This is a genomic window from Paenibacillus pasadenensis DSM 19293, from assembly GCF_000422485.1.
In the GTDB taxonomy this organism is placed as follows: Bacteria; Bacillota; Bacilli; order Paenibacillales; family Paenibacillaceae; genus Paenibacillus_O; species Paenibacillus_O pasadenensis.
Genome location: NZ_AULW01000001.1, coordinates 384,189 through 406,267 on the forward strand (window position 1 = coordinate 384,189; position 22,079 = coordinate 406,267).

At 66.1% G+C, this 22,079-nt stretch carries 17 protein-coding genes and 1 pseudogene; 4 read left to right on the forward strand and 14 right to left on the reverse strand.

All coding sequences use genetic code 11. The features are described from left to right. Positions 1-78 precede the first annotated feature (78 nt). A complete protein-coding gene (locus tag H582_RS0101705; protein WP_028597111.1) occupies positions 79-681 on the forward strand; it encodes a TetR/AcrR family transcriptional regulator in 603 nt (200 codons plus the stop codon). Between the two features lie 20 nt (positions 682-701). Here the strand turns inward: H582_RS0101705 and gpr are convergent, their stop codons facing one another. Then, complete coding sequence (gene gpr / locus H582_RS0101710) at positions 702-1,706, reverse strand: GPR endopeptidase (protein ID WP_028597112.1); 1,005 nt, start codon at positions 1,704-1,706, stop codon at positions 702-704. A gap of 174 nt (positions 1,707-1,880) precedes the next feature. On the opposite strand from gpr, the gene rpsT reads away from it, so the two are divergent. Further along, the gene (rpsT, locus tag H582_RS0101715) at positions 1,881-2,153 is read left to right on the forward strand and encodes a 30S ribosomal protein S20 (protein WP_028597113.1); all 273 of its coding nucleotides are present in this window, start codon (positions 1,881-1,883) and stop codon (positions 2,151-2,153) included. A 90-nt stretch (positions 2,154-2,243) separates the two neighbouring features. On the opposite strand, the gene holA is transcribed toward rpsT, so the two are convergent. The 7 genes from holA to H582_RS0101750 form a co-directional block, all read right to left on the reverse strand. Further along, positions 2,244-3,290, reverse strand: coding sequence for a DNA polymerase III subunit delta (gene holA, locus H582_RS0101720; RefSeq protein ID WP_028597114.1), 1,047 nt, complete (start codon positions 3,288-3,290; stop codon positions 2,244-2,246). Positions 3,291-3,551: 261 nt separating this feature from the next. Further along, positions 3,552-4,631 carry an anti-sigma factor family protein gene (locus tag H582_RS0101725; protein WP_084136465.1) on the reverse strand — a complete coding sequence of 360 codons (1,080 nt, stop codon included), beginning with the start codon at positions 4,629-4,631 and terminating at the stop codon, positions 3,552-3,554. After that, positions 4,628-5,176: an RNA polymerase sigma factor gene (locus H582_RS0101730; RefSeq protein WP_028597116.1), complete on the reverse strand. Its 549-nt coding sequence runs from the start codon at positions 5,174-5,176 to the stop codon at positions 4,628-4,630. The genes H582_RS0101725 and H582_RS0101730 overlap by 4 nt, the downstream gene beginning before the upstream one ends. Positions 5,177-5,485: 309 nt before the next feature. Then, complete coding sequence (locus tag H582_RS0101735) at positions 5,486-7,084, reverse strand: helix-turn-helix domain-containing protein (protein WP_028597117.1); 1,599 nt, start codon at positions 7,082-7,084, stop codon at positions 5,486-5,488. Beyond that, a complete protein-coding gene (locus tag H582_RS0101740) occupies positions 7,081-8,931 on the reverse strand; it encodes a sensor histidine kinase (RefSeq protein ID WP_028597118.1) in 1,851 nt (616 codons plus the stop codon). The genes H582_RS0101735 and H582_RS0101740 overlap by 4 nt, the downstream gene beginning before the upstream one ends. Next, a complete protein-coding gene (locus tag H582_RS25515) occupies positions 8,931-10,514 on the reverse strand; it encodes an ABC transporter substrate-binding protein (RefSeq protein ID WP_052332863.1) in 1,584 nt (527 codons plus the stop codon). The genes H582_RS0101740 and H582_RS25515 overlap by 1 nt, the downstream gene beginning before the upstream one ends. A gap of 324 nt (positions 10,515-10,838) precedes the next feature. Then, entirely contained in the window at positions 10,839-11,675 is an 837-nt protein-coding gene (locus H582_RS0101750; RefSeq protein ID WP_028597119.1) for an AraC family transcriptional regulator, read from the reverse strand. 116 nt (positions 11,676-11,791) lie between these two features. Here H582_RS0101750 and H582_RS25520 point away from each other — a divergent pair, with 116 nt between their 5' ends. Continuing rightward, on the forward strand, positions 11,792-12,862 hold the full coding sequence (locus H582_RS25520) for a Gfo/Idh/MocA family protein (protein ID WP_084136467.1): 1,071 nt from the start codon (positions 11,792-11,794) through the stop codon (positions 12,860-12,862). Positions 12,863-12,864: 2 nt separating this feature from the next. Continuing rightward, a complete protein-coding gene (locus H582_RS0101760; RefSeq protein WP_028597120.1) occupies positions 12,865-13,803 on the forward strand; it encodes an aldo/keto reductase in 939 nt (312 codons plus the stop codon). Between the two features lie 456 nt (positions 13,804-14,259). Here H582_RS0101760 and H582_RS25525 read toward each other — a convergent pair whose 3' ends face one another. From H582_RS25525 to H582_RS0101790, 6 genes and pseudogenes are all read right to left on the reverse strand, one after another. Then, complete coding sequence (locus tag H582_RS25525; protein ID WP_052332864.1) at positions 14,260-14,844, reverse strand: VanZ family protein; 585 nt, start codon at positions 14,842-14,844, stop codon at positions 14,260-14,262. Positions 14,845-15,062: 218 nt separating this feature from the next. Next, positions 15,063-15,926, reverse strand: a pseudogene (locus H582_RS25530) (M15 family metallopeptidase); the annotation flags it as partial. Positions 15,927-16,000: 74 nt separating this feature from the next. Next, positions 16,001-17,134 carry a sensor histidine kinase gene (locus tag H582_RS25535; RefSeq protein ID WP_052332866.1) on the reverse strand — a complete coding sequence of 378 codons (1,134 nt, stop codon included), beginning with the start codon at positions 17,132-17,134 and terminating at the stop codon, positions 16,001-16,003. Next, the gene (locus H582_RS0101780; protein ID WP_043110741.1) at positions 17,127-17,819 is read right to left on the reverse strand and encodes a response regulator transcription factor; all 693 of its coding nucleotides are present in this window, start codon (positions 17,817-17,819) and stop codon (positions 17,127-17,129) included. The genes H582_RS25535 and H582_RS0101780 overlap by 8 nt, the downstream gene beginning before the upstream one ends. Positions 17,820-18,074: 255 nt before the next feature. Beyond that, positions 18,075-18,971 carry a glucose 1-dehydrogenase gene (locus H582_RS0101785; protein ID WP_028597122.1) on the reverse strand — a complete coding sequence of 299 codons (897 nt, stop codon included), beginning with the start codon at positions 18,969-18,971 and terminating at the stop codon, positions 18,075-18,077. A 115-nt stretch (positions 18,972-19,086) separates the two neighbouring features. Then, on the reverse strand, positions 19,087-21,795 hold the full coding sequence (locus H582_RS0101790; RefSeq protein ID WP_043110742.1) for a discoidin domain-containing protein: 2,709 nt from the start codon (positions 21,793-21,795) through the stop codon (positions 19,087-19,089). Positions 21,796-22,079 lie beyond the last annotated feature (284 nt).

Below are 22,079 nucleotides of genomic sequence, written 5' to 3' on the forward strand. Positions count from 1 at the left end.
CGATAATGTCGCATCCGCCGCGAGTGAAAAGAGCGGAAACCCTGCAAACTAACGGAGCAGAAAGGAGCCCGGATGCGAATGGAAGACAGGCTGGACCGAAGATCAAGGAGGACGCGGGAAGCGCTGCAGCAAGCCTATGTGCGGCTTCTGCGCGAGAAGAAGGCGTCGGCGGTGACGATCCAGGACATCGCGGAAGCCGCCGACTACAACCGCGGCACGTTTTACAACCACTACGCCGGCAAGGAGGAGCTGCTGGCGGAGATCCGCAGCGAGTTCCTGCGCCGGTTCTCCGAGCTGCTGCTCGCGCCCTATCCGGACCGCAGCGGCGTGGAGGCGGCGGAAATCTACCCGTCGAGCCTGATGCTGTTCGAGCATGTCGAGCGCAGCCGGGAAACCTTCCTCGCGCTGCTCGGCACGGATGCCGGCCTGCCCGAGGCGATGACCCGCGTGCTGAGAGAGTCGATGCGGCGCGACCTGCGGCTCACGCTCGAAGGCGATCCCGCCGAGGTCGATCAGGACTTTATGCTGCACTACCGGGCTTCCGCCACGATCGGGACGCTGCTGTACTGGGCCGAGACCGGGTTCAAGTTCTCGGCCTCCTACATGGCGCGCCAGCTCATGCTGCAGCTCAACCACCGGCTCGATTATATCGCGTTCAATGAAAAGGCGAGGCCCGAATAAGCCTCGCCTGACGCCGTGGGTCAATGCGTATAGGCCGCCACGTTGGAGCTGTCGACCGCCTCGTGCAGGGCAGCGTTCAGGCCGCTCGCGATGACGTTGGCGATATCCTCGATGAACTGGTCGATCTCCTTGGGCGTCACGAGCAGGTCATGCTTGAGCGGGGAGAGCACCTCCTTGACGAGCGCGAGCCGCTCCTGCTCGGCGAGCTGGTCGACGAGGCCCATGATCTGGCTCGTATCGCCCTGCTCCTTGCGAAAATGCTCCTTCATCATGTCGATGGCGCTGTTGACGAGCGTGGACGCGTACACGACCGTCGGAACGCCGATCGCCACGACGGGCACGCCGAGAATGTCCTTCGTTAGTCCCTTGCGCTTGTTGCCGATGCCGGAGCCGGGGTGGATGCCCGTGTCGGCGATCTGGATCGTCGTGTTCACCCGCTCGAGCGAGCGCGAGGCGAGCGCGTCGATGGCGATGATGACGTCCGGCTTCGTCTTTTCAATGATGCCCTGCACGATCTCGCTCGACTCGATGCCGGTGATGCCGAGCACTCCCGGCGCTACCGCGCTGACGGCGCGGTAGCCCGGCGCGACCTGATCGGGCATCAGCTCGAAAAACTGCCGCGTCACCATCGTGTTCTCGACGACGAGCGGGCCGAGCGCATCCGGCGTCACATTCCAGTTGCCGAGCCCGACGATGAGCACGCTGGCGTTCGCCGGCACCGCGAGCTGCTGCAGGAAGCGCTCGAACTCCTGCGCGAAGCGCGTCGCCACCTTGTCGCCGAGCTCCGAGTCATGCGTGCGCAGCTCCGGCACCTCGAACGTGACGTATTTGCCGATCACTTTGCCGATCGCCTGCGAGCCCGCCTCGTTCTGCACCTCCAGGCGCGTGACCTTGATGCCGTCCGCTTCCGCCGTCTCCATCAGCACGCCGGGAACCGGGCTTCCCGCTTCCTCGGCCATTTCCTTCGCTTCCAGTGCCAGATCCGTATGGACGGCATATTGGCTCAAATCGACATCATGGGTCATGCGAACAGCTCCTCTGCCCGTTTTGTCCCTAGTGTGCGAAGCGGCCTCCGATCTTATGCGGAAGCGGTTCCCTCATCCTTCCTATATGGTTGCAATTTGGGCAGGCCCATGATAAGATACTTTAAGTTGTGTTGCAGTACGGGGCCTGTACCCCTTGTAGGAGGTGAATCACAAGTGCCAAACATTAAATCCGCCATCAAACGCGTGAAAACGAGCGAGAAACGCCGCGCTCTGAACGCTTCCCAAAAATCCGCGCTTCGCACGGCTGTCAAGTCGGCTGATGTCGCTATCGCCGGTACCGATGCAGAAGCAGCGAAGGCTGCCCTGATCGTGGCTTCCAAGAAGCTGGACAAAGCCGTTACCAAAGGCCTGATCCATAAAAATGCCGCAGCCCGTAAAAAATCCCGCCTGGCCAAGAAGCTGAACGCCCTTACGGCTCAAGCTTAATTCTCGCCAATGCGGAAAGCCCCGCTCCTCCCGGAGCGGGGCTTTTTTTGATGCCTTCCCAGGCAAGCCGCCGGCGGCCGGCTTGCGCGCTCAAGGCTGCGGCATGGCGGCCGGCTGCGCTCCCATCGACAGGAAAAACAGCTGCAGGCCGAGCTCTTTGTCCACCTGGCCGGTCTTCATCCGATAGTCCAGCTCCGCAAGCGCGGCCAGATGCCGGCCGAGCACGGCCGTGTCGTAGCGGCGCGCCTTTTCGGCCGCAAGCTTGACGGCATACGGATGCAGCCCGAGCTGCCCGGCCATCTGCTGCGGCGAGTAGCGGTGGCGCTCCAGCTCCTTGATCTGCAGCATGATGCGCAGTTGGCGGGCGACGAGCGCCGCGATGCGGATCGGCTCCTCCTTGCGCAGCAGCAGCTCGCGGTATAGCGCGAGCGTGCGGTCCATGCGCCGCTCCAGCGCCGCGTCGACGAGCGCGAACGCATCCTCCTCGACCGTCGCCGCCGTCAAGCGGGCGACGTCGTCCTTGGTCACGGCGCCGCCCTCGCCCGCGTACAGGCAGAGCTTGTCGACCTCCTGCGCGAGCGCCTGCATGCCGGTGCCGAGCCGCGCGACGAGCAGCTGCGCCGCTTCCTCGTCGAGCGAGCGCTTCTGATCGGCCGCGCGCCGGACCGCCCAGGACGCCAGCTCTCCCTCGCTCAGCTCGGGAAAAGCGACGATCAGGTTGCGCTCCTTGAGCAGCTTCACGATCTTGCGGCGCTCGTCGAGCTTGTCCGCCTGCACGAGGAACAGGATGACGCTCGTCTCGGACGGTTGCTCCATATAGCTCAGGAACCGCTCGGCCTTATGCTCGAGCTTGCCGTTTTCCTTGGCGGCCGCGCACAGCACCGCTCCGTCGCGCACGACGATCAGCTTGCGCGGCACGAAAAAGGGCGGCGTCTGCGCCTCCGCCACGATTTCCTCCAGCGACGTCTCCGCCGTATCGAAGCGGACCATGCCGAGCTCCCTTTCGTCCGGCGCCAGCAGCTTGTCCGCGAGCATGGAGGCGAACTGCCCCATGCGGTACCGGTCCTTGCCGAACGCCGCGTAGACCGGCGCGATCCGGCCCGCTTTGATGTCTTTCCCTATGTCCTTCGCATGCATGCCGTCCCCTCCTAGCCTGTCGTCCCATCATAGGACAGATCGCGTCGACCGGCAAGCTGCCGCATGACAAAAGGCGCTGCCTGCATGTCGCAGGGCAGCGCCTTTTGGAGCACGATCGGACCATCTATATAAACATCGATCCAAAGGCTCCCAGGCGCCTCGGCCGATGGTCATACGATGTCAGGGGCTGCGTCCTCCCCGCTGACGGGCTGATGAAGCATCATACGCGGATGCCCCCGATTCGGTGCTTGGCCCGCCCGCCTATTCTACGAGCGCGCCGTTTTCGGCGTCGATCCGGTACGGCTTGGCGGTGCCGTCCGTCGCAGTGACGGTGACGCTCAGGTAGCGGCTGTCGTCGCTCCAGACCGGATGGGACACGACGCCCTCGAACGTATGGTCGAACACCTTGCCTCCGGCGGCATTCTGGATGACGATCCAGCCCTGGCTGATCGAATAGCTGTACGCCCGATCCGGAGAATACGTCACCTCCGGCACGGCCGCGAAGCCCATGTCGGCGCTGCCCATGATGTCCGAGACGACGCCCGGCGAAGGACCGGCGAAGTTCATGATGCCTTGCGGCGTCTTGGCGAACTCGCGCGCGGCGCCGCCGCCAGGCGACGGATAGACCGTCGAGCCCTGGCCTCCGCCTGCGGAGACGGACGGCGATTCCGGTCCTTGCGTCCGCTGGTTCTGTTCCATGCGGGGCGCCACCGACCGTGTTTCGCTGTCGGGAGGCGTCGTCGAGGTCGGCACCGTCTGGCCGTCCACGATCTGCTGCTTGGGCTCGGCCCCCGCCTCGCTCCCTCCCGAGGCCGCCCCCTCCGTCCGGTCGGCGCTGGCCGGAGCGGATTCCTCGCTGGCACTCATCATGCTCGCCGCTTCCCCGCCCGTATCGGCCACGGTGTTCGAATGGCCGAGCGGAGAGTCCGGTCCGGAGCCCCACGGAGCGAGGATGAGAATGATCGCCGCGGCGGCTGCGGCCGCCGCGGAGCCCGTCCAGATGCGGGCGCGCCGGGAGAAGCGGCCTGCTGCCGGCCGACGGGCAGGCTGTCCGCCGCTTGCGCCCGTCTCCGCCGTCTCCGCTGCTTGGAGCGCGAACGCCTTGGCTTCGCGATGCGCGTCGATTTCGTCGAGCTGCGGCAGGATCGAGTCGACCAGGCTGAAAGGCGGGGTTACTTTGGGAAGCTCCCCGAGCTCTCCCGACAGCCGTTGCAGCCGCTCGAACAGCTCCTGGTCGTCCGGGCAACGCCGGAGATGCTCCATCAGCTCCTGGCGTTCCAGCTCGTCAAGATCTCCGTCCAGATATCGGTTCATGTATTCTACCACCTCTTGACAAGTCATCCTCGGACACCACCTTTCTGATAGTCATGGAGCAGAGTCTGCAGCTGCTGGCGGGCCCGGAACAAGTAAGACTTCACCGTGTTGAGCGGAAGGTCGAGCGAGTCCGCGATCTCGTTGTAGGAAAAGTCCTGCAGGTACCGAAGCACGACAACCGCCCTGTGGTGATCCGGCAGCTTGTCGATCGCCTCTCGAATATCTTTGGCCGCGTAAGCGGACAGCACTTCCTCCTCCACGTCCTGCTTCTCCCGGAACACCATGTCATGTTCCTCGATGGAGACGACGGGCTTCGTGCGGCGGAATTTATCGATGCATATATTCGTGACGATCCGCTGGATCCAGGTTTTGAACTGCGCTTTCTCTTCGTAGGAGTTGATCTTGGTGTAGATGCGAATCAACGCCTCCTGCGAAGCGTCCAGCGCGTCCTGCTCGTTGCCCAGAATGTAATAGGCGGTCCGGTAAACGTGGTTCTCTATGTCGCGCAATAGGGACACGAGAGCGTCGCGATCGCCCTGTTGAGCGGCTCGTATGAGGCCAGGCTCTACCACGAAGGTTCCCCCTCTCTTGCACCGTCAATGACGCAGCCGGGCTGCTCAAGGTTGCGGCGCATTCAAAATAAATATAAAAAAGTGAGTAATGGAAAAAATTTTCACAAGGAAGCGGGACGAGAGAATATTTCCCCGCCCCGAGAGCACTCCCCTACCTTAGCAAAAAAAGCTCCCGGCGTATAGACGCCGGGAGCGGGAGAAACTGGAGACCGTGCCGAACGGGCCGCCGGACGGGCCCGCCGGACGACGCTGGCTTGACTGCGGCAAGAGGCGGCAAGCGATGCCCCGGAGCGGGGCTGCGAACGCGCCCTAGCCTCCCTGCTTGCGGTATTCCTGCGGGTTCAAGCCGTATACTTTGCGGAACAGCCGCGCGAAGTAGGAGAAGTTGCCGTAGCCGAGCCCCGCCGCGATCTCGCTGACGCTCTCGTCCGTGCCGAGCAGCCGGGCGGCGGCCGCGCGCATCTTCTCCTGCAGGATGTAGTCGGTCAGCACCTTTCCCGTCTCCTTGCGGAACAGCCTCGACAGATAGGCCGGATTGAGATACACCTGCTCGGCCAGCTCCTCGCGCGACAGGTCGCGGTCGAGATGCTCGGCGATGTACGCCTTGACCTGGCGCAGCACCGGGCTTTCCGCGCGGCGCGACTGCGCGAGCGAGCCGATCTGCTCGAGCAGGGCGTCCGCCCAGGCGAGGAAGCGCTCCGCCGAGCGCGACGCCGCATGCACGCCTTGCTCCCGCCAGCGATGAAGCAGATGGGCGGGAAAGCCTTTGCGATGCAGCGCGAGATAGGCCGCCTGCAGCAGCGCGTAGGCGTAGATCTCCAGCGTGCGCGGCGCGAGCTCGCCCTGACGGGCCGCCACCAGCCCGGCCAAGCGCGCTTTCATGCCGGACGTTCCTTCCCGCTCGAGCAGATCCGCCCATTCCAGCAGCTCGGCCTCCGGCGGCGAGCCTTCGCGCTCCTCTCCCGCATGCCGCAGCTCCGGCGAGGTCCGCACGCTCGCATCGCCGCCGCCGACGCTGCGGTATTCGTCCAGCAGCACGCCGAGGCATTCGCCGCGCAGCTCCGCGACCGGCACGGAGCTGCCGATGTAGACGGACATCTTGCAATAGAAATAGTCGCGGCACGCCTGGCGGTAACGGTCGCACAGCCCGATCAGCTCCTCCTCCCCGAGCGCGCCGCGTCCTTCGAACAGCAGGATCCAGCCGTTGCCGCGGTCGTCCTCGGCGACCGCGCCGGGATGCTCGGCGAGCAGCAGCTCCTCGGCGGCCTTGCGCAGGGCGAACTCCATCACGCGCTCGTCGCGCTCGCTGATCGGCTTGTCCCAGTTCTCGACGCTGATGAGCAGCGGCCGCACTCGAGAAAGCGCGGCCGGGTCGGCATCGGCCGCTCCGGCGGTCAGCTCCAGCCAGCGCCCGTCGGCGCTGTCGCGCCCTTCGAGCAGGTCGTTCCAGCGCCGCTCGGCGACGAGCGGCTTTTGCATCTGCCACTGCTCCGCCATCTGCTGGTAGCGCTCCGACTCCTCGTCGCCCCGCCGCCGCTCGGCGATGCGCGCGCCGAGGCCGCGCAGCACCTCCTCCAGCTCGGCATAGATGACCGGCTTGAGAATGTAGTCGCTGCTGCCGAGCTGCAGCGCCTTTTGCGCATAGCGGAACTCGGAGTGGCAGGTGAGGAACACCGTCTCGAGCCGCAGCCCTTCCGCGCGCACCCATTCCACCAGCTCCAGGCCCGACTGCTCCGGCATCTCGATGTCGCAGATGAGGATGTCCACCTCGCGCTCGAGCAGCAGCCGGCGCGCCTCCTCCGCCCCGTGCGCCTCGTACACCTCGGCGATGCCCGCCCGCTCCCAGCGGACGCCGGCGCGGAGGCCCTTGACGGCATAGATCTCGTCGTCCACGATCAGCGCGTTCACGCCATCCTCTCCTTTCCTGCCGCCCTCTGGCCCGAGGGCGGCGCGTGCAGCGGCAGCCGGAGGACCGCGCTCAGCCCGCCCTCCGCTCCGTTGTCCAGCTCAAGCCGCACCGCCGTTCCATAATAAAGGCGGCTGCGGCGAATGACGTTCCAGAGGCCGACATGGCGCTCGCCCGGCTCCGCCGCATGGATCCGCTCCAGCAGCGGTCCGAGCGAGCCGGCCGCGATGCCCTTGCCGTTGTCTCTCACCTCGATGAGGACCGCCGCTTCGCCGCCGGCCGCGTCCTCCTCCGCCTCCGGGCTCCGCCTTACCGTCACCTCGATGCGGAACGGCCCGCCCCCGCTCGCCTTGAAGCCGTGGACCATCGCGTTCTCGACGAGCGGCTGCACCGACAGCGGCGGCAGCGGGAAGCTTTCGAGGCCGGGCTCGACCTCGAAGCCGAAGGCCAGCGATTCCGGGAAGCGGTGCTTCTGGATCGTCAGGTAGTCGCGGATATGCTCCAGCTCGTCGGACACCGTCACCGAAGCCGCCCCCGTGTTGATCGTGAAGCGGAAGTACCGCACGAGATGGAGGGCGATGCTCTGGATGATGTCGTAGCTGCGGATCTGCGCGAGCTGGTAGACGATGTTGAGCGAATTCATGAAGAAATGAGGCTGGATCTGCGCCTGCAGATGCTTGAGCTCGGCTTTCTGCGTGCGGATCTTCTCCTCGTAGATGTCGATCTTCAGATGCTCGATCTGCTCCGCCATGCCGTTGAACGTCTCGTTGATCGTATCGAACTCGGGCAGGCGGCTGTCCGGCAGCCGCGCGCTCAGATCGCCGGCGCGGATTTTACGCATGCCGCGGATGAGCCGGTACATCGGCATGACGACCGCTCGCTGCAGGACGTACAGGTAGACGCCGAGCAGCACCGCCGCCAGCACCGGCACCGCATAGGTCAGATAGCGGAAATACGGCAGTCCCTCCAGCAGCGACTTTTCGGGCATGAGCAGCAGCAGCCGCATGTCCGCCATGCGGGAATCCTTGGCGACGAGCAGATGCGGCTGCGGCACGTCGGCGATCGCATAGCCGGCGAGCGCCTCGGCCAGCGCGCCCGGCATGCCCGCGGCGAGGCCGCCTCGCAGCCCGGCGGCGAGCTCCGTCAGCGGCTCGCCGGAGCCGCTCGTCAGCACGGCGAAGCCTTTGCCGCCCGTGCCGAGCTCATGCAGCGGCGCCATCAGCCGGCCGATATCGACCCAGGCGCCGATCGCCGAGCCGTAGCCGTTGTCGACGACGCGCAGCAGCGCGAACGAGCCGTCCAGCCGCTGCAGCGTCCAGCCGGTGTACGGCGTGTCCGCTCCGGGCCCGGCCCGCAGCACGTCCCGCAGCCGCGCGACGATGCGCTCCTTGCGCTCGAACGAGACGTTCTGCTGCTGGGCGAGGAACAGGTCCTCGTAGCGGGAGCTGTAGGCGAACAGCACGTCGGCCGCCTCGTAGTAGTTCGTATTGGCTCCGAGATCGGCCGCCGCCTGCGTTTTCGCCCGGTAGTAGTCCCAGCCGCCCCGCTCGTTCTGCGAGAGCGTCATCAGGTCGCGGTTCTGCTCGGCCGTCTTGAACAGATAGTTCTGGACCTCCTCGAGCACCTTGTCCATGTCGTTCAGATACATCGTCAGCAGGCTGCGGTTGGACTGGGCGACCTGGGAACGGACGACCGACGTCGAATAAAGGTTGTTCCACAGCAGAAGCAGCACGAGCGGCGCCGTCACGCCGACGAAGCCGATGATGAGGCGGGTCCGCAGCGTCTTCGCCTGCTTCGGCCGTGCCGAGCCGGATCCGTTGCGGCGCGCAGGCAGCCAGGCAGCCGGCATCAGGATTCCCCCTCTCCGGCGGAGGCTCCGCCTGCGGCGAGCCAGGCGTCGAGCTGGCGCTGCTTCTCCGCGATGACCTTGTCCGCGCCGGCGGCCTTCAGCTGCTCCAGGTACATCGGGATGACGGCGTCGGGATCGAGCTCGCCGGTGATGAGCGCGGGCGAGAACTCCTCGTCGACGCGGCTGCAGGCGGCGATCTCGTTGCTGACGGGCGACGGATCGAAGACGAAGCCGAGCGCCTTGGACGGCTCCGCTTCCTCGTTGAAGCGGCGATAATTGTCCCATTGCTGCGGATCCTCGTTGTCCCACAGATAGGAATTCAGCTGGTTGCCGAACATCCAGGGCAGGTTGAAGTTGTAGCGGACCGTGCGCGCGTCCACGCCCGGCGAGAAGGCGATGCGCCCGTCCGGCCGCACGACGTAGTGGCGGCCTTCGATGCCCCAGTCGAGCAGATTGAGCAGATAGCGGTCCGTATACAGCAGCTCCAGCAGCCGCATCGCCTTCTCGGGATGGCGGGACGTCCGCGGGATGGCGAACATCGCGCTCGTCACGTCCGCCGTCGTCGTGTACGGCTTGGTCAGCTCGACGGCGACCATCGGCATGCCGGTGTTGCGCGAAGCCTGGATCTCGAAGCCCGGCTTCATCGACTCCGCGAAGGCGAAGGCGGCGCCGGCCTTCACCGCCTCGTACTCGCTGTCGCGGGAGGTGACCGCGTCGGCGTTGAGGTAGCCGCTGCGGCGCCATTCGTACATCAGCTTGGCGTAGTCGCGGTACGTCCGGGCGGCGGCGAGATTGACGACCTTGAGGCTGCCGCCCGCGCGCTGCAGCACGCCCGGACCGTCGCCGAGCATGTCGAACAGGCCGTATTGGAGCAGGAATGTCAGCGGGCTCCGGTCGGCGCGCACCTGCAGCGGCGTCACGCCCGGCTCGCGGCGCTTGATCGTCTCCAGCACCGGTCCGAGATCGGCGAGCGTGCGGATCGCCTCGAGGCGGATGCCGTGCTTCTCGACGAGATCGGCGCGCATCACGATGCCCTTGCTGGCGGCGAACTCCTTGTTCGTCGGAATGCCGTACAGCTTGCCGCCGATGCGGCTCGCCCGCAAAATTTCCGGATCGAGCACGCTGGCGATGCCGGCGCCTTCGCGCTGCAGCAGCTCGTCGAGCGGCAGGAAACGGCCGCGCGACACCTCGTCGCCGAAGCGCATCCAGCCGGCGGTGAACATGAGGTCGACCTGGCTGCCGGAAGCGTAGACGAGCCCCGTGCGGTCCCACCAGCTGCTCATGTCGACCGGCTTGATCTCGACGGAAGCGTCCAGCTTGTCCCGCAGGTAGCGGTTCATCTCCGCCTGCACGAGCGGCAGGTCCGGCGGCGCGACGCTGGCCGGGAACATGAGCACGAGGCGGTCGGACGCCTCGGCGCCGGACGCGGCGGAGCCGGGCGACGGCTCTCCGCCGGAGGAGCGCTCGGATCGGACGGCCGGCCACGCCGCCAGAGCGGCGAGCAGCAGCAGCGCGCCGGCGGCGGCCAGCAGGCGGACGCGGCGGGCGCGGAGCCCGCTGCGGTCGAGATCGTGGTCGGTCATGATGCGGCAGTCCCCTCTTCGTTCGATGATCCGGACCGTTCCGGTCCGGAAGCGATTTCAATTATACGCCGGCCCCGGCCGCGCTTCTACTAGGAATCGGACCTCGAATGCCACGATTGTGACCTTGCGGGCCGCGGCGGCTCGGGATCGCCGGGGCGGGCGAGACGGAGCGGAGGCGTCGGCGGGCGAGTGCGCCAGCGGGCGGATGCGTCGGCGGGCGAGTGCGTCGGCGGGCGAGTGCGTCAGCGGGCGGATGCGTCGGCGAGCGAGTGCGTCGGCGGGCGAGTGTGCGACGGCTAGCAGGCGAGTGCGCCAGCGGGCTGGTCAGCCGCGGAACAGCTTGCGGTATTCCGTCGGCGTCATGCCTTCATGCTCCTGGAACCGTTTATTGAAATAGCTCGCGCTCGGATAGCCGGCCTCGAGCGCGATCTCGCCGATATTGGCCTCGCGCCGCTCCAGCAGCCGCTGCTTGGCGCGCTGCAGGCGGGCCCGCGTGACGAACTCGCTCGGCGTCATGTCCAGCGCCCCCTTGAACAGCCGGCAGAAATAGTGGGTGCTGACGCCGGCGCGCTCCGCCCACTCCTGCAGCACGAACGGCTTCGCCGCCTCCTCCTCGAGCCGCGGCAGCAAGGACAGGATGCGCTCCTCCGCGGGACTGGCGGACGGCGAGCCGAGCGGCACCGCCTGCTGCACGAATTCCGCCAGCACGCCGTAGGCGAGCGTCGAGAGCAGCGCGGGCCGCGTCATGCTGCTCGCCTCCGCCTCCTCGAGCAGCGCCTGATGCGCCTCGATCCAGCCGGCCGGCTGGCGGAGCTTCCAGAGCAGGTTCTGGTGGAAGCCGCGCTCGACCATGAAGTCCCGCAGCCGGCCGCCGTAGAAGTGGATCCAGCGCACCTCCCACGGATCGTCCTTGCTGCTGCCGTACTGCTGGGCCGCGTGCGGAAAGTACAGCACCGCCTGCCCCTGCGTCAGCTCCTGCTGGCCGGATTCCGTCCGCACGTACCCTTTGCCGGAGACGACGATGTGGATGCTGAAATTGTTCAACGCTCCGGCGTCCCGCATCACCTCATGCTCCGGGTAGTCGCAGTAGACTCCGACCGATTCCGGCAGGATGAAATAGGGCTGCTCCGGTAGCGTGAGCAGATGCGTCTGTCGCTGCATGTTCGACCTCCATCGCAATATCGTGTTAACTCGTATCATATATTTTCATTTTTAAAAAGTAAATCATCAGGTACAATCACAATATCGTATTAGCTACCTTAAAGGAGGCGTTGTTCATGACCCAATCAGCCAAGCTGCGCTGGGGCGTGCTCGGAGCCGCAGGCATCGCGCGAGGCTCTGTCATCCCCGGCCTGCTCCGTTCGCAGCTCAACGAAGTGAAAGCCCTTGCAAGCCGCGACCGGGACAAAGCCCGGCGGACGGCCGACGAATTCGGCATCGAAGCGGCGTACGGCAGCTATGAGGAGCTGCTGTCCGACGATTCGATCGAGGCGGTATACATCCCGCTGCCCAATCATCTGCACCGCGAATGGACGATCCGCGCCCTCGAGGCCGGCAAGCATGTGCTTTGCGAAAAGCCGCTCGCGCTGACCGCCGCCGAGGCGGAGGAAATGGCGCTCGCGGCGCAGAAGGCCGGCCGCCAGCTGGCCGAGGCGTTCATGTACCGGCATCATCCGCGCTACGCGATGATCCGCGAGGTCATCGCCTCCGGCGAGATCGGCGATCTTCGCAGCCTGCATGGGACGTTCACGTTCAACAGCTCCGGCAGCTCCGGCAACGTGCGCTTTGTCAAGGAATGGGGAGGCGGCGGGCTCTACGATGTCGGCTGCTATCCGATCTCCGTCGCGCGGATGCTGATCGGCGCCGAGCCGGAGGCGGTCACGGCGCGCGCGCTGTTCTCGCCCGAGCACGGCGGCGTCGACATGATGGCGAGCGGGCTGCTGGAGTTCCCCGGCGGCCTCGGCGTCACGTTCGACTGCGGCATGTGGGGCGCATTCCGCAACAAGCTCGAGGTGCTGGGCACGGACGGCATCCTGGAGGTGCCGTCCGCGTTCATGGCCGGCTTGGAAGGCGAGACCGGCTTTTATGTGACGACGGGCAGCGGCCGGCGCTATGTCGACGTGCCGCAGGTCGACCACTTCTCGCTCGAAGCCGACGACTTCGCCCGCACGGTGCTGCACGGCGAGCCGCAGCGCTTCCCGCCGCAGGATGCGGTCGCGGGCATGCGCGTGCTGGAGGCATGCCTCCGCTCCGCGGAGCAGCGCGTCCGCATCGAGCTGCCGTCCTGCGGAGCCGGCTCGGCCGAGGCTGCCGCGGCTGGCGCTCTCGAATCGAAAGGAGTCGAATGATCATGAAGACGATCTCGGTCAAAGGTGTCGCCAAGCCGATCAGCGTGCTGATGAAGGGCTCGGATTATTTTACGAACGATAGCTACGAGCGCGCGGCGGCCAATCTCGACGCCTTCCTCGCCGCCGGCGGCAACGCCATCGATACGGCGCATATCTATTGCGGCGGGCAGAGCGAGACGGTCATCGGCCGCTATATGGAGGAGCGCGGCAACCGCTCCGACATCGTGATCCTGACCAAAGGCTCCCATCATGACGAGTCCGGCCCGCGCGTGAACGCCGAGGCGATCCGCAGCGATCTGCTGACGAGCCTCGAGCGGCTGCGCACCGACCATATCGAGCTGTACGCGCTGCATCGCGACGATCACTCCGTGCCGGTCGGCGCCATCGTCGAAGCGCTCAACGAGCATATCGAGGCCGGCCGCATCGGCGCGATCGGCGGCTCCAACTGGACGTGGCAGCGGCTGCAGGAGGCCAACGACTACGCCGCCGCCCACGGCTTGACGGGCTTCGCCTTCAGCAGCCCGAACCTGAGCCTGGCCAAGGCAAAAGAGCCGTTCTGGGCCGGCTGCGTCTCCGCCGACGAGGAAACGCTGCGCTGGCATGAGCGCGAGCAGCTGCCGCTGTTCTCGTGGTCGTCGCAGGCGCGCGGCTTCTTCACCGGCCGCTTCGGACCGGAGGACACCAGCAACGCCGACCTCGTGCGCGTGTTCTACAGCGACGCCAACTGGGAGCGGCTGCGCCGCGCAGGCGAGCTCGCCGCGGAGAAGGGCGTCAGCACGATCCAGATCGCGCTCGCCTACGTGCTGAACCAGCCGTTCCCGACCTGCGCCCTGATCGGCGCGCAGAACCCGGGCGAGCTGAGCTCCTGCCGCGACGGAGTCGAGATCGCGCTCTCTCCGGCCGAGCTCGCTTGGCTCGACCTGCAGGCGGAGACGCGCTAAGCAAAAACGACCCGCCTGGCGCGAAAACGCCGGGCGGGTCGTTTTTTTCGGACTCCATCATAGGCCGCCGTGCTGCAGGCTTGGATGCAGCTTTCGGCACCTCGCGCGGCTGCCCGCGCGAGGTGTGACGATGCGTGATGGCTGTCAACCTAATGCCCTGTCCGATTCCGGGAGCTGCGCTGACCCTCCAGCCTCTCCCGTTCCTCCAGCCTCTCCACCAGCCCCTCCACCATCTCTAACGATACGGACAGACTCTATTTGCTCCAAAAGAGGCTCGCAAAAAATGTAACGATACTCAGCGAGCTTATGGCTTCAAAAATGAGCTTCTGCCATGCCAGAAAGGCCGAATAGCGCTCGTCCGTATCGTTGGGTTGCAAAAACGAGTCCGATTCGACAAAATAAGGCTCCTCCGTTTCGTTGGGTCGCCGTCCGTTCGCAAAGCAGAACACGCCTTGCCTAAGGCCGCACCGATTTCCGGCCTGGCCCAAACAGCCGCAGCGCCGCTCCGGCGGCCATCGCGCCGAGCACGCCGCCCGCCGTATTGAGGATCAGGTCGTCCACGTCGAACGTGCCGATGCCGAGCAGCGCCTGGGCGCATTCCAGCGCAAGGCTGGCCGCGAAGCTGATCGCCGCCGCGCCGAGCAGCCGGAGCGGCGAGCGGCGCAGCGCGAGCGTCAGCAGCATGCCGAACGGAATGAAAATCAGGATATTGCCGAACAGATTCAGCCGTCCGATCGAGCTCCCTCCGTCCCAGTCGCTGCGAATCTGCCCGAACGGCTCCAGATTTCCGCGGCGGATCCGCCCCAGGATAAGTCCCGGGTCGCTCAAGGACTGCCTCAGCTGCTCGGCGAGAAAGCCGATGTCGCCGGTGCCGAGCTTGAACAGGATGACCTTGACGAGCACCCAGCCATACCCGAGCAGCAGGACGGAGACAGCCAGCGTAAGCAGGCGCCCGACAATCGGAGCCTGTCTTTTCGTCGCCGCCGCACGCCTGGCCGTTCCGCTCGTCCGCCGCAGCGATTCGTTCGTCCGACTCGCCATCTCGCTTGTCCTCCTTGCCGTCTCGTTTGTCATCCCGCTCCGCCTTTGTTCCGCCAAGTCGTGACGATGATGCCGCCGGCATTGTCCCCGGACAGCTCCGCCAAGCTTCCAGCCGCGACGGCAACCGCTCCGCCGGGACTCGCTTTCTGCCAGGAGATGGCGTACGTCTTGCCGAGCGACTTGAAGCGGAGCTTCTTTTCCTCCCGAAGCAGCGCGATGTATTCCTCCAGCACGAGGCCCCGCTCCTGCATGATTCCGCTATGCGGCAAGCCGACGTAGCGGAAATGCCACGGCTCGTACTGGATGCCCGTCACCTCGGTCTTGTCCTCGGGATACCGCAGGACGAAGCCGTAGCGCCAAGCATGCTCCCGCATCCAGCTGCCCTCCTCCGTCGACTCCATCCGGCCGAACACCGAGCCGACGTCGAGCGCCAGGCCGGTGTTGTGCTCGCTGTGCCCTGCCGGCAAGGCATAGTCCGGCCCTTGCTCGCGGTACAGCCGCTCCTGCTCCTTGGCAGAGCGGTAGGCGCTGTTGACGACGAGCCCGTCCACGCCGTCCTTGCGAGCCGCCGCGACCAGCTCCGCGAACCGACCGGCCGCCTCGCGCGACAGCTGGGCGTCCTGTTCTCCTTCCGCCAGGCGAAGCTCGCCCGGCTGCTTGGACAGGGTGACGAGATCAAGCCGGGCGCCGTCCGGCTGCAGGCCGTGATCGCGGTTGACGAGCATCAGATTGCCGGAAAAAGCCTGCTCCAGTCCCGCCTCCAGCCGTTCTCCGGCCGCATTGGCTGCATTGGCCGCATCGCTCGCCCCGGCCGCTTTGCCGCCGTCCGCATCGCTCGCGCTGTCCGCCTTGCTCGCGCCGCTTGCGCCGCTCGCCCCGTCCCCTGTATCACCTCCGGGCGTCCTCCCGGCCGCATCCCCGCCAGCCGTCTGCGCCTGCCCCGCGCTCCCGCCTCCATGCTCTTCCCCTGCGCCGATGGCTGCGGCCATCCGCTCCGCCATGCCGCAGCCGGGCAGTCCGCCCGCCAGCACGGCCGCGAGTCCCGCCGCGATTCCGATCGTCCGCCATCGTCTGTTGTCCATGCCGCTCTCCGCCTTCCTCTTGTCCGATAGGCTCTATGCTAGAGCAAGAACCTAAAGACAACCGGCGGGCAAACCTAAATTTTTTCTAAAATCGGCTTCGCAGATGCAGATGCCCCGTCCCGCGGCAGCCGCACCTCGAAAACCGTCCGCACGATGTCGCTGCGCGCCGCAATCGTCCCGCCGTGGCGCTCGACGATGTTCTGCGCGATGAACAGGCCGATGCCGGTGCCGCCGATGCCGCTCTGCCGCGACTTGTCGCCGGTGTAGAACATGTCGAACAAATGCGGCAGCTCCTCCGGCTCGATGCGGCTGCCGTAGTTGACGATCTGCGCGACCGCCTCGTCCCCCTCCGCGAAGCAGCGGAAGTCCACATAACGTCCGTCCCCGCCGTAGCGGGCGGCGTTGACGGCGAGGTTCTCGAATACGCGGGCGAGCAGGTCGCCGTCCGCCTGGACAAGCAGCGGCGGCTCCAGCTCCAGCCGGGCTTCGAGTCCGTTTTTTTCAAACAGCGGCTGCATCTCCTCGCTCAGCTGCGACAGCAGCTCCGCCAGATCCAGCTCCGCGCGCTCCAGCGGGAGCTGGCCATGCTGCAGGCGCGTCACCTCGAACAGCTCGTCGATGAGCCGCTCGAGCCGCTGCGCCTTGCTCGCCGCGATGCCGAGATAATGGCGCGTCTGCTCCGGCGTCAAGCCGTCGTCCTTGAGCACATAGTCGAGGTAGCCGACGACCGAGGTGAGCGGCGTCCGCAAGTCATGGGCCAGGTTGAGCACGAGCTGGTCCTTGCTGCTCTCGGCGAAGTCGCCTCTGCGCACCGCTTGCCGGAGCTTGTCTCCCGCTTGCCCCAGATCCTCGGCGATCGACTGGAACTCGTCGCCCGAGCGGATCTCGACGCGGCGCTCGAAGTCGCCCTCCGCGAGCGCACGGATGCCGCCCGAGATCTGCTGGAAGTAGCGCGCGTAAGGCGAGGACAGCGCATAGAAGAACAGCACGGCGAGCGGGATGAAGAACAGCAGGAAAAAGTTGAAATCGCCGACGTGCCGGATGAGCTGGCGCAGGCGGACGACCGACTCGTCCTCGAACCGCACGCTCGAGGTGTAGTAGGCTTGAAGCAGCTTGTACGCGATGTACGTCGCCAGCCCGGCAAGGCCCATGCTGAGCGCGAGCAGCACGATCATGCGCGAGCGGAAGCTGCGGAAGGACCTAGGCATGGAACTTGTACCCCACTCCCCATACCGTCTTGATCCATTTGTCCTTGTCGGCCCCGAGCTTGCGCCGCAGCGAGCGGATATGGACCATCACCGTGTTCGTGCCTTCGTAGTAGTCTTCCTTCCACACCTGCCGGAAAAGCTGCTCGCCGCTGAACACCTGCCCCGGATGGCGCGCCAGCGCGTAGAGCAGGTCGAACTCCTTGGGCGTCAGCTCCAGCTCGCGCCCGTACAGCCGCACGCTGCGGCTCGCCGGGTCGAGGATGAGGCCCGCCGCCTCGACGCGCCCGCTGTCCTCGGCCCTCGGCTGGGCGAGCAGCGCCGAGCGCCTCAGCTGGGCTTTCACCCGCGCGACCAGCTCCAGCGGATTGAACGGCTTCGTCATGTAGTCGTCCGCGCCGATGACGAGCCCCGAGATCTTGTCGAAGTCCGACGTGCGCGCGCTCAGCATGAGGATCGGCAGCGCATGCGCCGAGCGGATGCGGCGCGTCGCCTCGAGCCCGTCGATGCCGGGCATCATGAGGTCCATCACCGCCAGGTCGATGCCCCCGAGCTCGACCGCCTGGATCGCCTCGAGGCCGTCCTTCGCCTTTACGATGCGGAAGCCTTCCTTCTGCAGATGCAGCTCGATCAGATCCGCGATCTCGGCCTCGTCCTCCGCGATCAGAATCGTCGCTTGTCCCTCCATCGTCGTCACCGCCTTTCCTACTGTTCTACCAGAAAAGAGCGCGAAAGAAAAACGAAGCCCCCGTGCAGGCAAGCCGGATGGCTCGTCCGCGCGGGGGCTTAGGATGCGGCAGGGCTGGGGAAAGGGCTTCGTGGCGCAGCGCCGACAAGGGAGCTTCTTCCCTTGTTCACGCGGATTACGCGCGACGCAGCGCCAGCAAGGGAACTTCTTTCCTTGTTCCGGCGGATTCCGTCGGCGGCCTCGCCAGCCTCCGCCTTACGGCGTCGGCATGCCGCCGTTGGCGTTCAGCGTCTCGCCGACGACGTAGCTCGCCTCCTGGCTCGCCAGGAACACGTAGGCCGCGGCCATCTCCGCCGGCTGGCCGGGACGGCCGAGCGGCGTCTTGGCGCCGAACTCCGGCAGCACCTGCTGCGGCTGGCCGCCGCTGATCTGCAGCGGCGTCCAGACCGGCCCCGGCGCGACGACGTTCACGCGGATGCCCTTCGGCGCGACCTGCTGGGCAAGCGCCTTGCTGAACGTATTGATGGCGCTTTTTGTCGTGGCGTAGTCCAGCAGGATCTCCGACGGCGAGTAAGCCTGGATCGACGACGTGTTGATGATCGCGCCGCCGGCCGGCATGTGGCGGATGGCCGCCTTGCACAGCCAGAACAGCGCGTAGACGTTCGTCTTGAACGTCGCGTCGAACTGCTCGGTCGTCAGGTCGGCGATGTCCTCGACGTACTGCTGCATGCCCGCCACGTTGGCGAGGATGTCGATGCCGCCGAGCTCCTTGACCGCCGACTCGATGAGCGACTCGCAGAACGCCTCGTCCTTGAGGTCGCCCGGGATGGCGACCGCCTTGCGGCCGGCCTGCTCGATCTGCTGCACGACCTCCTTGGCGTCGGCCTCCTCCTCGGGCAAATACGTCAGCACGACGTCGGCGCCCTCGCGGGCGTAGGCGATCGCAACGGCGCGGCCGATGCCGCTGTCCGCGCCCGTCACGACGGCCTTGCGGCCAGCGAGCCGTCCGGAGCCCTTGTAGCTGCCGGAGCCGTCATCCGGCTTCGGATCCATTTTCGTTTCCAGTCCCGGAGGAGCCTGCTCCTGCTTGTATTCCGGTCCGGCCTTCGGGTACTGCGTCGTCGGGTCCTGCATGCGGTTCGGGTCGCTCATCATGCGATCTCTCCTTTATCGAGGGGCTTGCGGCCGGTTCAATCCGGCCTGTTCCTCCTTGTTATACCCCTCGGGAGCGAAAATGAACGCCGTCTCGCCTGAAAAACCGTTCGGTCTACCAGTTGTTGCCGGAGCCGCTCGCCGTGAAGCTCGGCGAGTCGTTCACAAATTTGCCGGACGGCGCGCCGTTCACCGCATTGTTCGTAAAGGTCGAGCTGCCCGTCGCGGAGCCGCGCACGTAGAAGCCGTGCGTGCCGGCATTCGTGATCGTGTTGGAGCTGTACGTCACCGAGATGCCCGGCGCGGGTTCTTCGATGAAGACGCCGGCGTACGTGCTCTCCTCGATCGTATTGCCGGCTACCGATACGGTCAGGCTTTGCGCCTTGCCGTTGTTGTTCAGCCAGTACGCCCAGATCGCGCCGATGCCGTAGCCGTAGTCCTTGTGCAGCGAGCCGGCGCGCACGAGGCGGTTGTTCTGGACGGTCAGCGTGCCGGTCATCGACGGCGGATTGAAGTTCGTTCCGAAGCTGATGCCCGACCCGTTGACGACGGTGTCTTCCAAAAGGTTGCTCAGCACCTTGTTGTCCTTGCCGCCGTAGATGGCGATGTTGTTCGCGAGCGTCGGAATCTGCACCGTGTTGAAGCTGAACGTATTGTTCGTGTTCAGGTAGGTGTCGGACCACATCGCCAGCCCGTCGTCTCCGCTCGTGCGCACCGAGTTGTTCGTCACGGTCGTGTTCGACGTGCCGTAGTGGAGGTTGACGCCGTCCGCCCAGACGTGGCGGATGCGGGAGTTCGAGAACGTCGCGCCGCTCGTCTGGTTCGTAAGCCAGAGGCCGACCTTGGCATGGGTGATCCACAGGTTCGTGATCGTGGAGTTCGTTCCGTTGCCTTCGACCGCCGTCACGCCGTTGTAGTCGTCGCGGATGCGGTCGTCCGGCGCGATCTTGAAGTCGGAGATCGTCACGTTGCCGCCGCGCAGGTACAGTCCGGCATACGCGCCGTTGATCTCGGAATGCCAGATGCCCGCGCCGCGCATGGAGACGCCGCTGTCGAGGTACAGGCGGGTGCCGGTGCCGTTGTAGCCGGCGCCCTTCGTGCCGCTGCCGATCGTGAACGAGCCCGCCGGAATCCAGACGCCCTTGAGCGTGCCGCCGGAGTTTTTGACCGCCGCGATCGCGCTGTTGAACGCCGCCGTATCGTCGCCGCCGCCATTCGCCGTCGCGCCGTAGTCCGTCACGGAGACATAGTTCGCCGGCTTGGAAAGGGCGGCGGGAACCGCCTCCGTCTCGACGAGGTCCACCGTGACGTAGGACGTCTGCCCGAAATTCAAGTTGCTGGCGTCGCGCTGCAGCTTGAGGACGGTGCCGGCCGGGTAGCTCTGGTCGAGCTTGAAGCTGACCTCGTCGTACATATGGTGCGGCGTCGTCGGCTGGGCGCTCGGGTTGTTGGACCAGCGGATCTCGCCGCCCTCGGTATTGTAAGATCCGTAGATCCAGCTGTACTTGGACGTCAGCGGCACCTGCTGCTTGAGCGTGCCGTTCACGTACAGGCTGATGCCTGCGTCGAGGCCGGTGCCGGCGGCGTTGTCCGGGATCGAGTAGCGCACCGTCACGCCCTGCGCCGCCTTGGCCAGCGTCAGCTGCACGTACTGGCCGGTGCCGGTCAGGCGCACCGCCCTGCGGCCGGATGCCTCGGAGGCCGGATCGCCGAACGTGCGGGACGGACCGATGGCCGTTCCGTTATGGGTCAGGCTTTCCGCCTGATAGGTGTCGTACGGCATCGTCGCCCCGAAGGAGCCGGACGGCGTAGGCGTCGGGGTCGGAGTGGCCGTAGGGGTCGGGGTTGGCGTGGCGGTTGGCGTGGCGGTTGGCGTGGCCGTTGGCGTGGCAGTCGGAGTCGGTGTCGCCCCGGCCTGGCCATACACCTCGAGCTCGGCGGCCTGGCCGCCCGTCGCGCCGCTGTTGGCGGTGAAGCTCAGGCGGACGTACCGGGCGGACGAGGCGGAAAAGGAAATCGCCGCTTCGTTGCCCGTCGCCGGATCGAACGTGTAGCTGGCCGACGCCTTCAGCGTCGAGTAGGACGTATTGTTCGCGCTGCCGAGCACGGCCAGCGTCTGCGAGCGGGTCCCCCAGCCGGAAGGCAGCTTGACCTTTACGCTGGAGATGCTCTGCGCGCTGCCCAGGTCGACGGTCAGCGTATTCGGGTAGGTGCCGGCAGCGCCTTCATAATACGAAGAGACATTTCCGTCCACCGCGTTCGAAGCCGGGAAGCCGCCGACGCTGCTGCTGGCCGTGGCGGCTTTGCCCAGCGCCAGGTTGGCGCCGAGCGACGCCTCGAGCGCCAGATGGTCGAGATTGACGTTGCCGCTGTCGGCCGCGTCGAACTTGTACTGGATCGTGTTCGAGCCTGCGTTCAGCGACACCGTCTCGCTGGCGGCGGCCCAGCTGTCCCAGTTGGCCGTGGCGGGCAGCGGCAGCTGCTTCAGCTTGGAGCCGTTGACGTACAGGCTGAGCGTCTGGGACGAGCCGGTGCCGTTGGCGTAGCGAAGCGCGGCGGAGTAGCTGCCGGCAGCGGCGGCGCTGACCGTGAAGGTCGTGGCGGCGCTGCCCTTGTTCGCGTCGGTATACCCGCCGACAAAGCCGCTGCCGGTATACCCGGCATGGTCGCTGGCGACGGACGCGCCGCCGGCTCGGGCGGCGGACTCCGCTTCGTAGATCGTCGGCGCGGCGGACGCTTGCGGCGCAGCCGCGACGAGCTGCACGGCCAGGACGGCGGCGGCGAGGACAGCAGCGCATCGCTGCATCCATGGAGATCGGTTCATTCTTGTTCCTCCTTAAAATTAGGCTGATCGCCTTTCGGCATCATCCGCGGACCGTTTCGGGCGGTCCGGATGATCGAATCCTGGTTTGCGCCTCTCTCCCCTTTCATGCCGAGATGCGGGCTCCGAAAAAGCTCGCCCCTTTGTCGAAAGCGCTTTCTACGAGTCCATTATCTCGACAACCGGATGCGGATACTACCATTCTGGTGACCTGTACGGACATTTTGAGCAGATTTCTGCTGCCATTCGTGCGCGATCCGATCCGCATTTCACCGCTCCATCGAGCT

Bases quoted from the DNA above. Each gene is read 5' to 3' on its own strand.
- H582_RS25515 (WP_052332863.1), bottom strand. From the start codon at position 10,514: ATGACCGACCACGATCTCGACCGCAGCGGGCTCCGCGCCCGCCGCGTC.
- H582_RS0101790 (WP_043110742.1), bottom strand. From the start codon at position 21,795: ATGAACCGATCTCCATGGATGCAGCGATGCGCTGCTGTCCTCGCCGCC.
- H582_RS0101705 (WP_028597111.1), top strand. From the start codon at position 79: ATGGAAGACAGGCTGGACCGAAGATCAAGGAGGACGCGGGAAGCGCTG.
- holA (WP_028597114.1), bottom strand. From the start codon at position 3,290: ATGCATGCGAAGGACATAGGGAAAGACATCAAAGCGGGCCGGATCGCG.
- gpr (WP_028597112.1), bottom strand. From the start codon at position 1,706: ATGACCCATGATGTCGATTTGAGCCAATATGCCGTCCATACGGATCTG.
- H582_RS25520 (WP_084136467.1), top strand. From the start codon at position 11,792: ATGACCCAATCAGCCAAGCTGCGCTGGGGCGTGCTCGGAGCCGCAGGC.
- H582_RS0101740 (WP_028597118.1), bottom strand. From the start codon at position 8,931: ATGCCGGCTGCCTGGCTGCCTGCGCGCCGCAACGGATCCGGCTCGGCA.
- H582_RS0101780 (WP_043110741.1), bottom strand. From the start codon at position 17,819: ATGGAGGGACAAGCGACGATTCTGATCGCGGAGGACGAGGCCGAGATC.
- H582_RS0101785 (WP_028597122.1), bottom strand. From the start codon at position 18,971: ATGAGCGACCCGAACCGCATGCAGGACCCGACGACGCAGTACCCGAAG.
- H582_RS0101760 (WP_028597120.1), top strand. From the start codon at position 12,865: ATGAAGACGATCTCGGTCAAAGGTGTCGCCAAGCCGATCAGCGTGCTG.
- H582_RS0101725 (WP_084136465.1), bottom strand. From the start codon at position 4,631: ATGACTTGTCAAGAGGTGGTAGAATACATGAACCGATATCTGGACGGA.
- H582_RS25535 (WP_052332866.1), bottom strand. From the start codon at position 17,134: ATGCCTAGGTCCTTCCGCAGCTTCCGCTCGCGCATGATCGTGCTGCTC.
- H582_RS0101750 (WP_028597119.1), bottom strand. From the start codon at position 11,675: ATGCAGCGACAGACGCATCTGCTCACGCTACCGGAGCAGCCCTATTTC.
- H582_RS25525 (WP_052332864.1), bottom strand. From the start codon at position 14,844: ATGGCGAGTCGGACGAACGAATCGCTGCGGCGGACGAGCGGAACGGCC.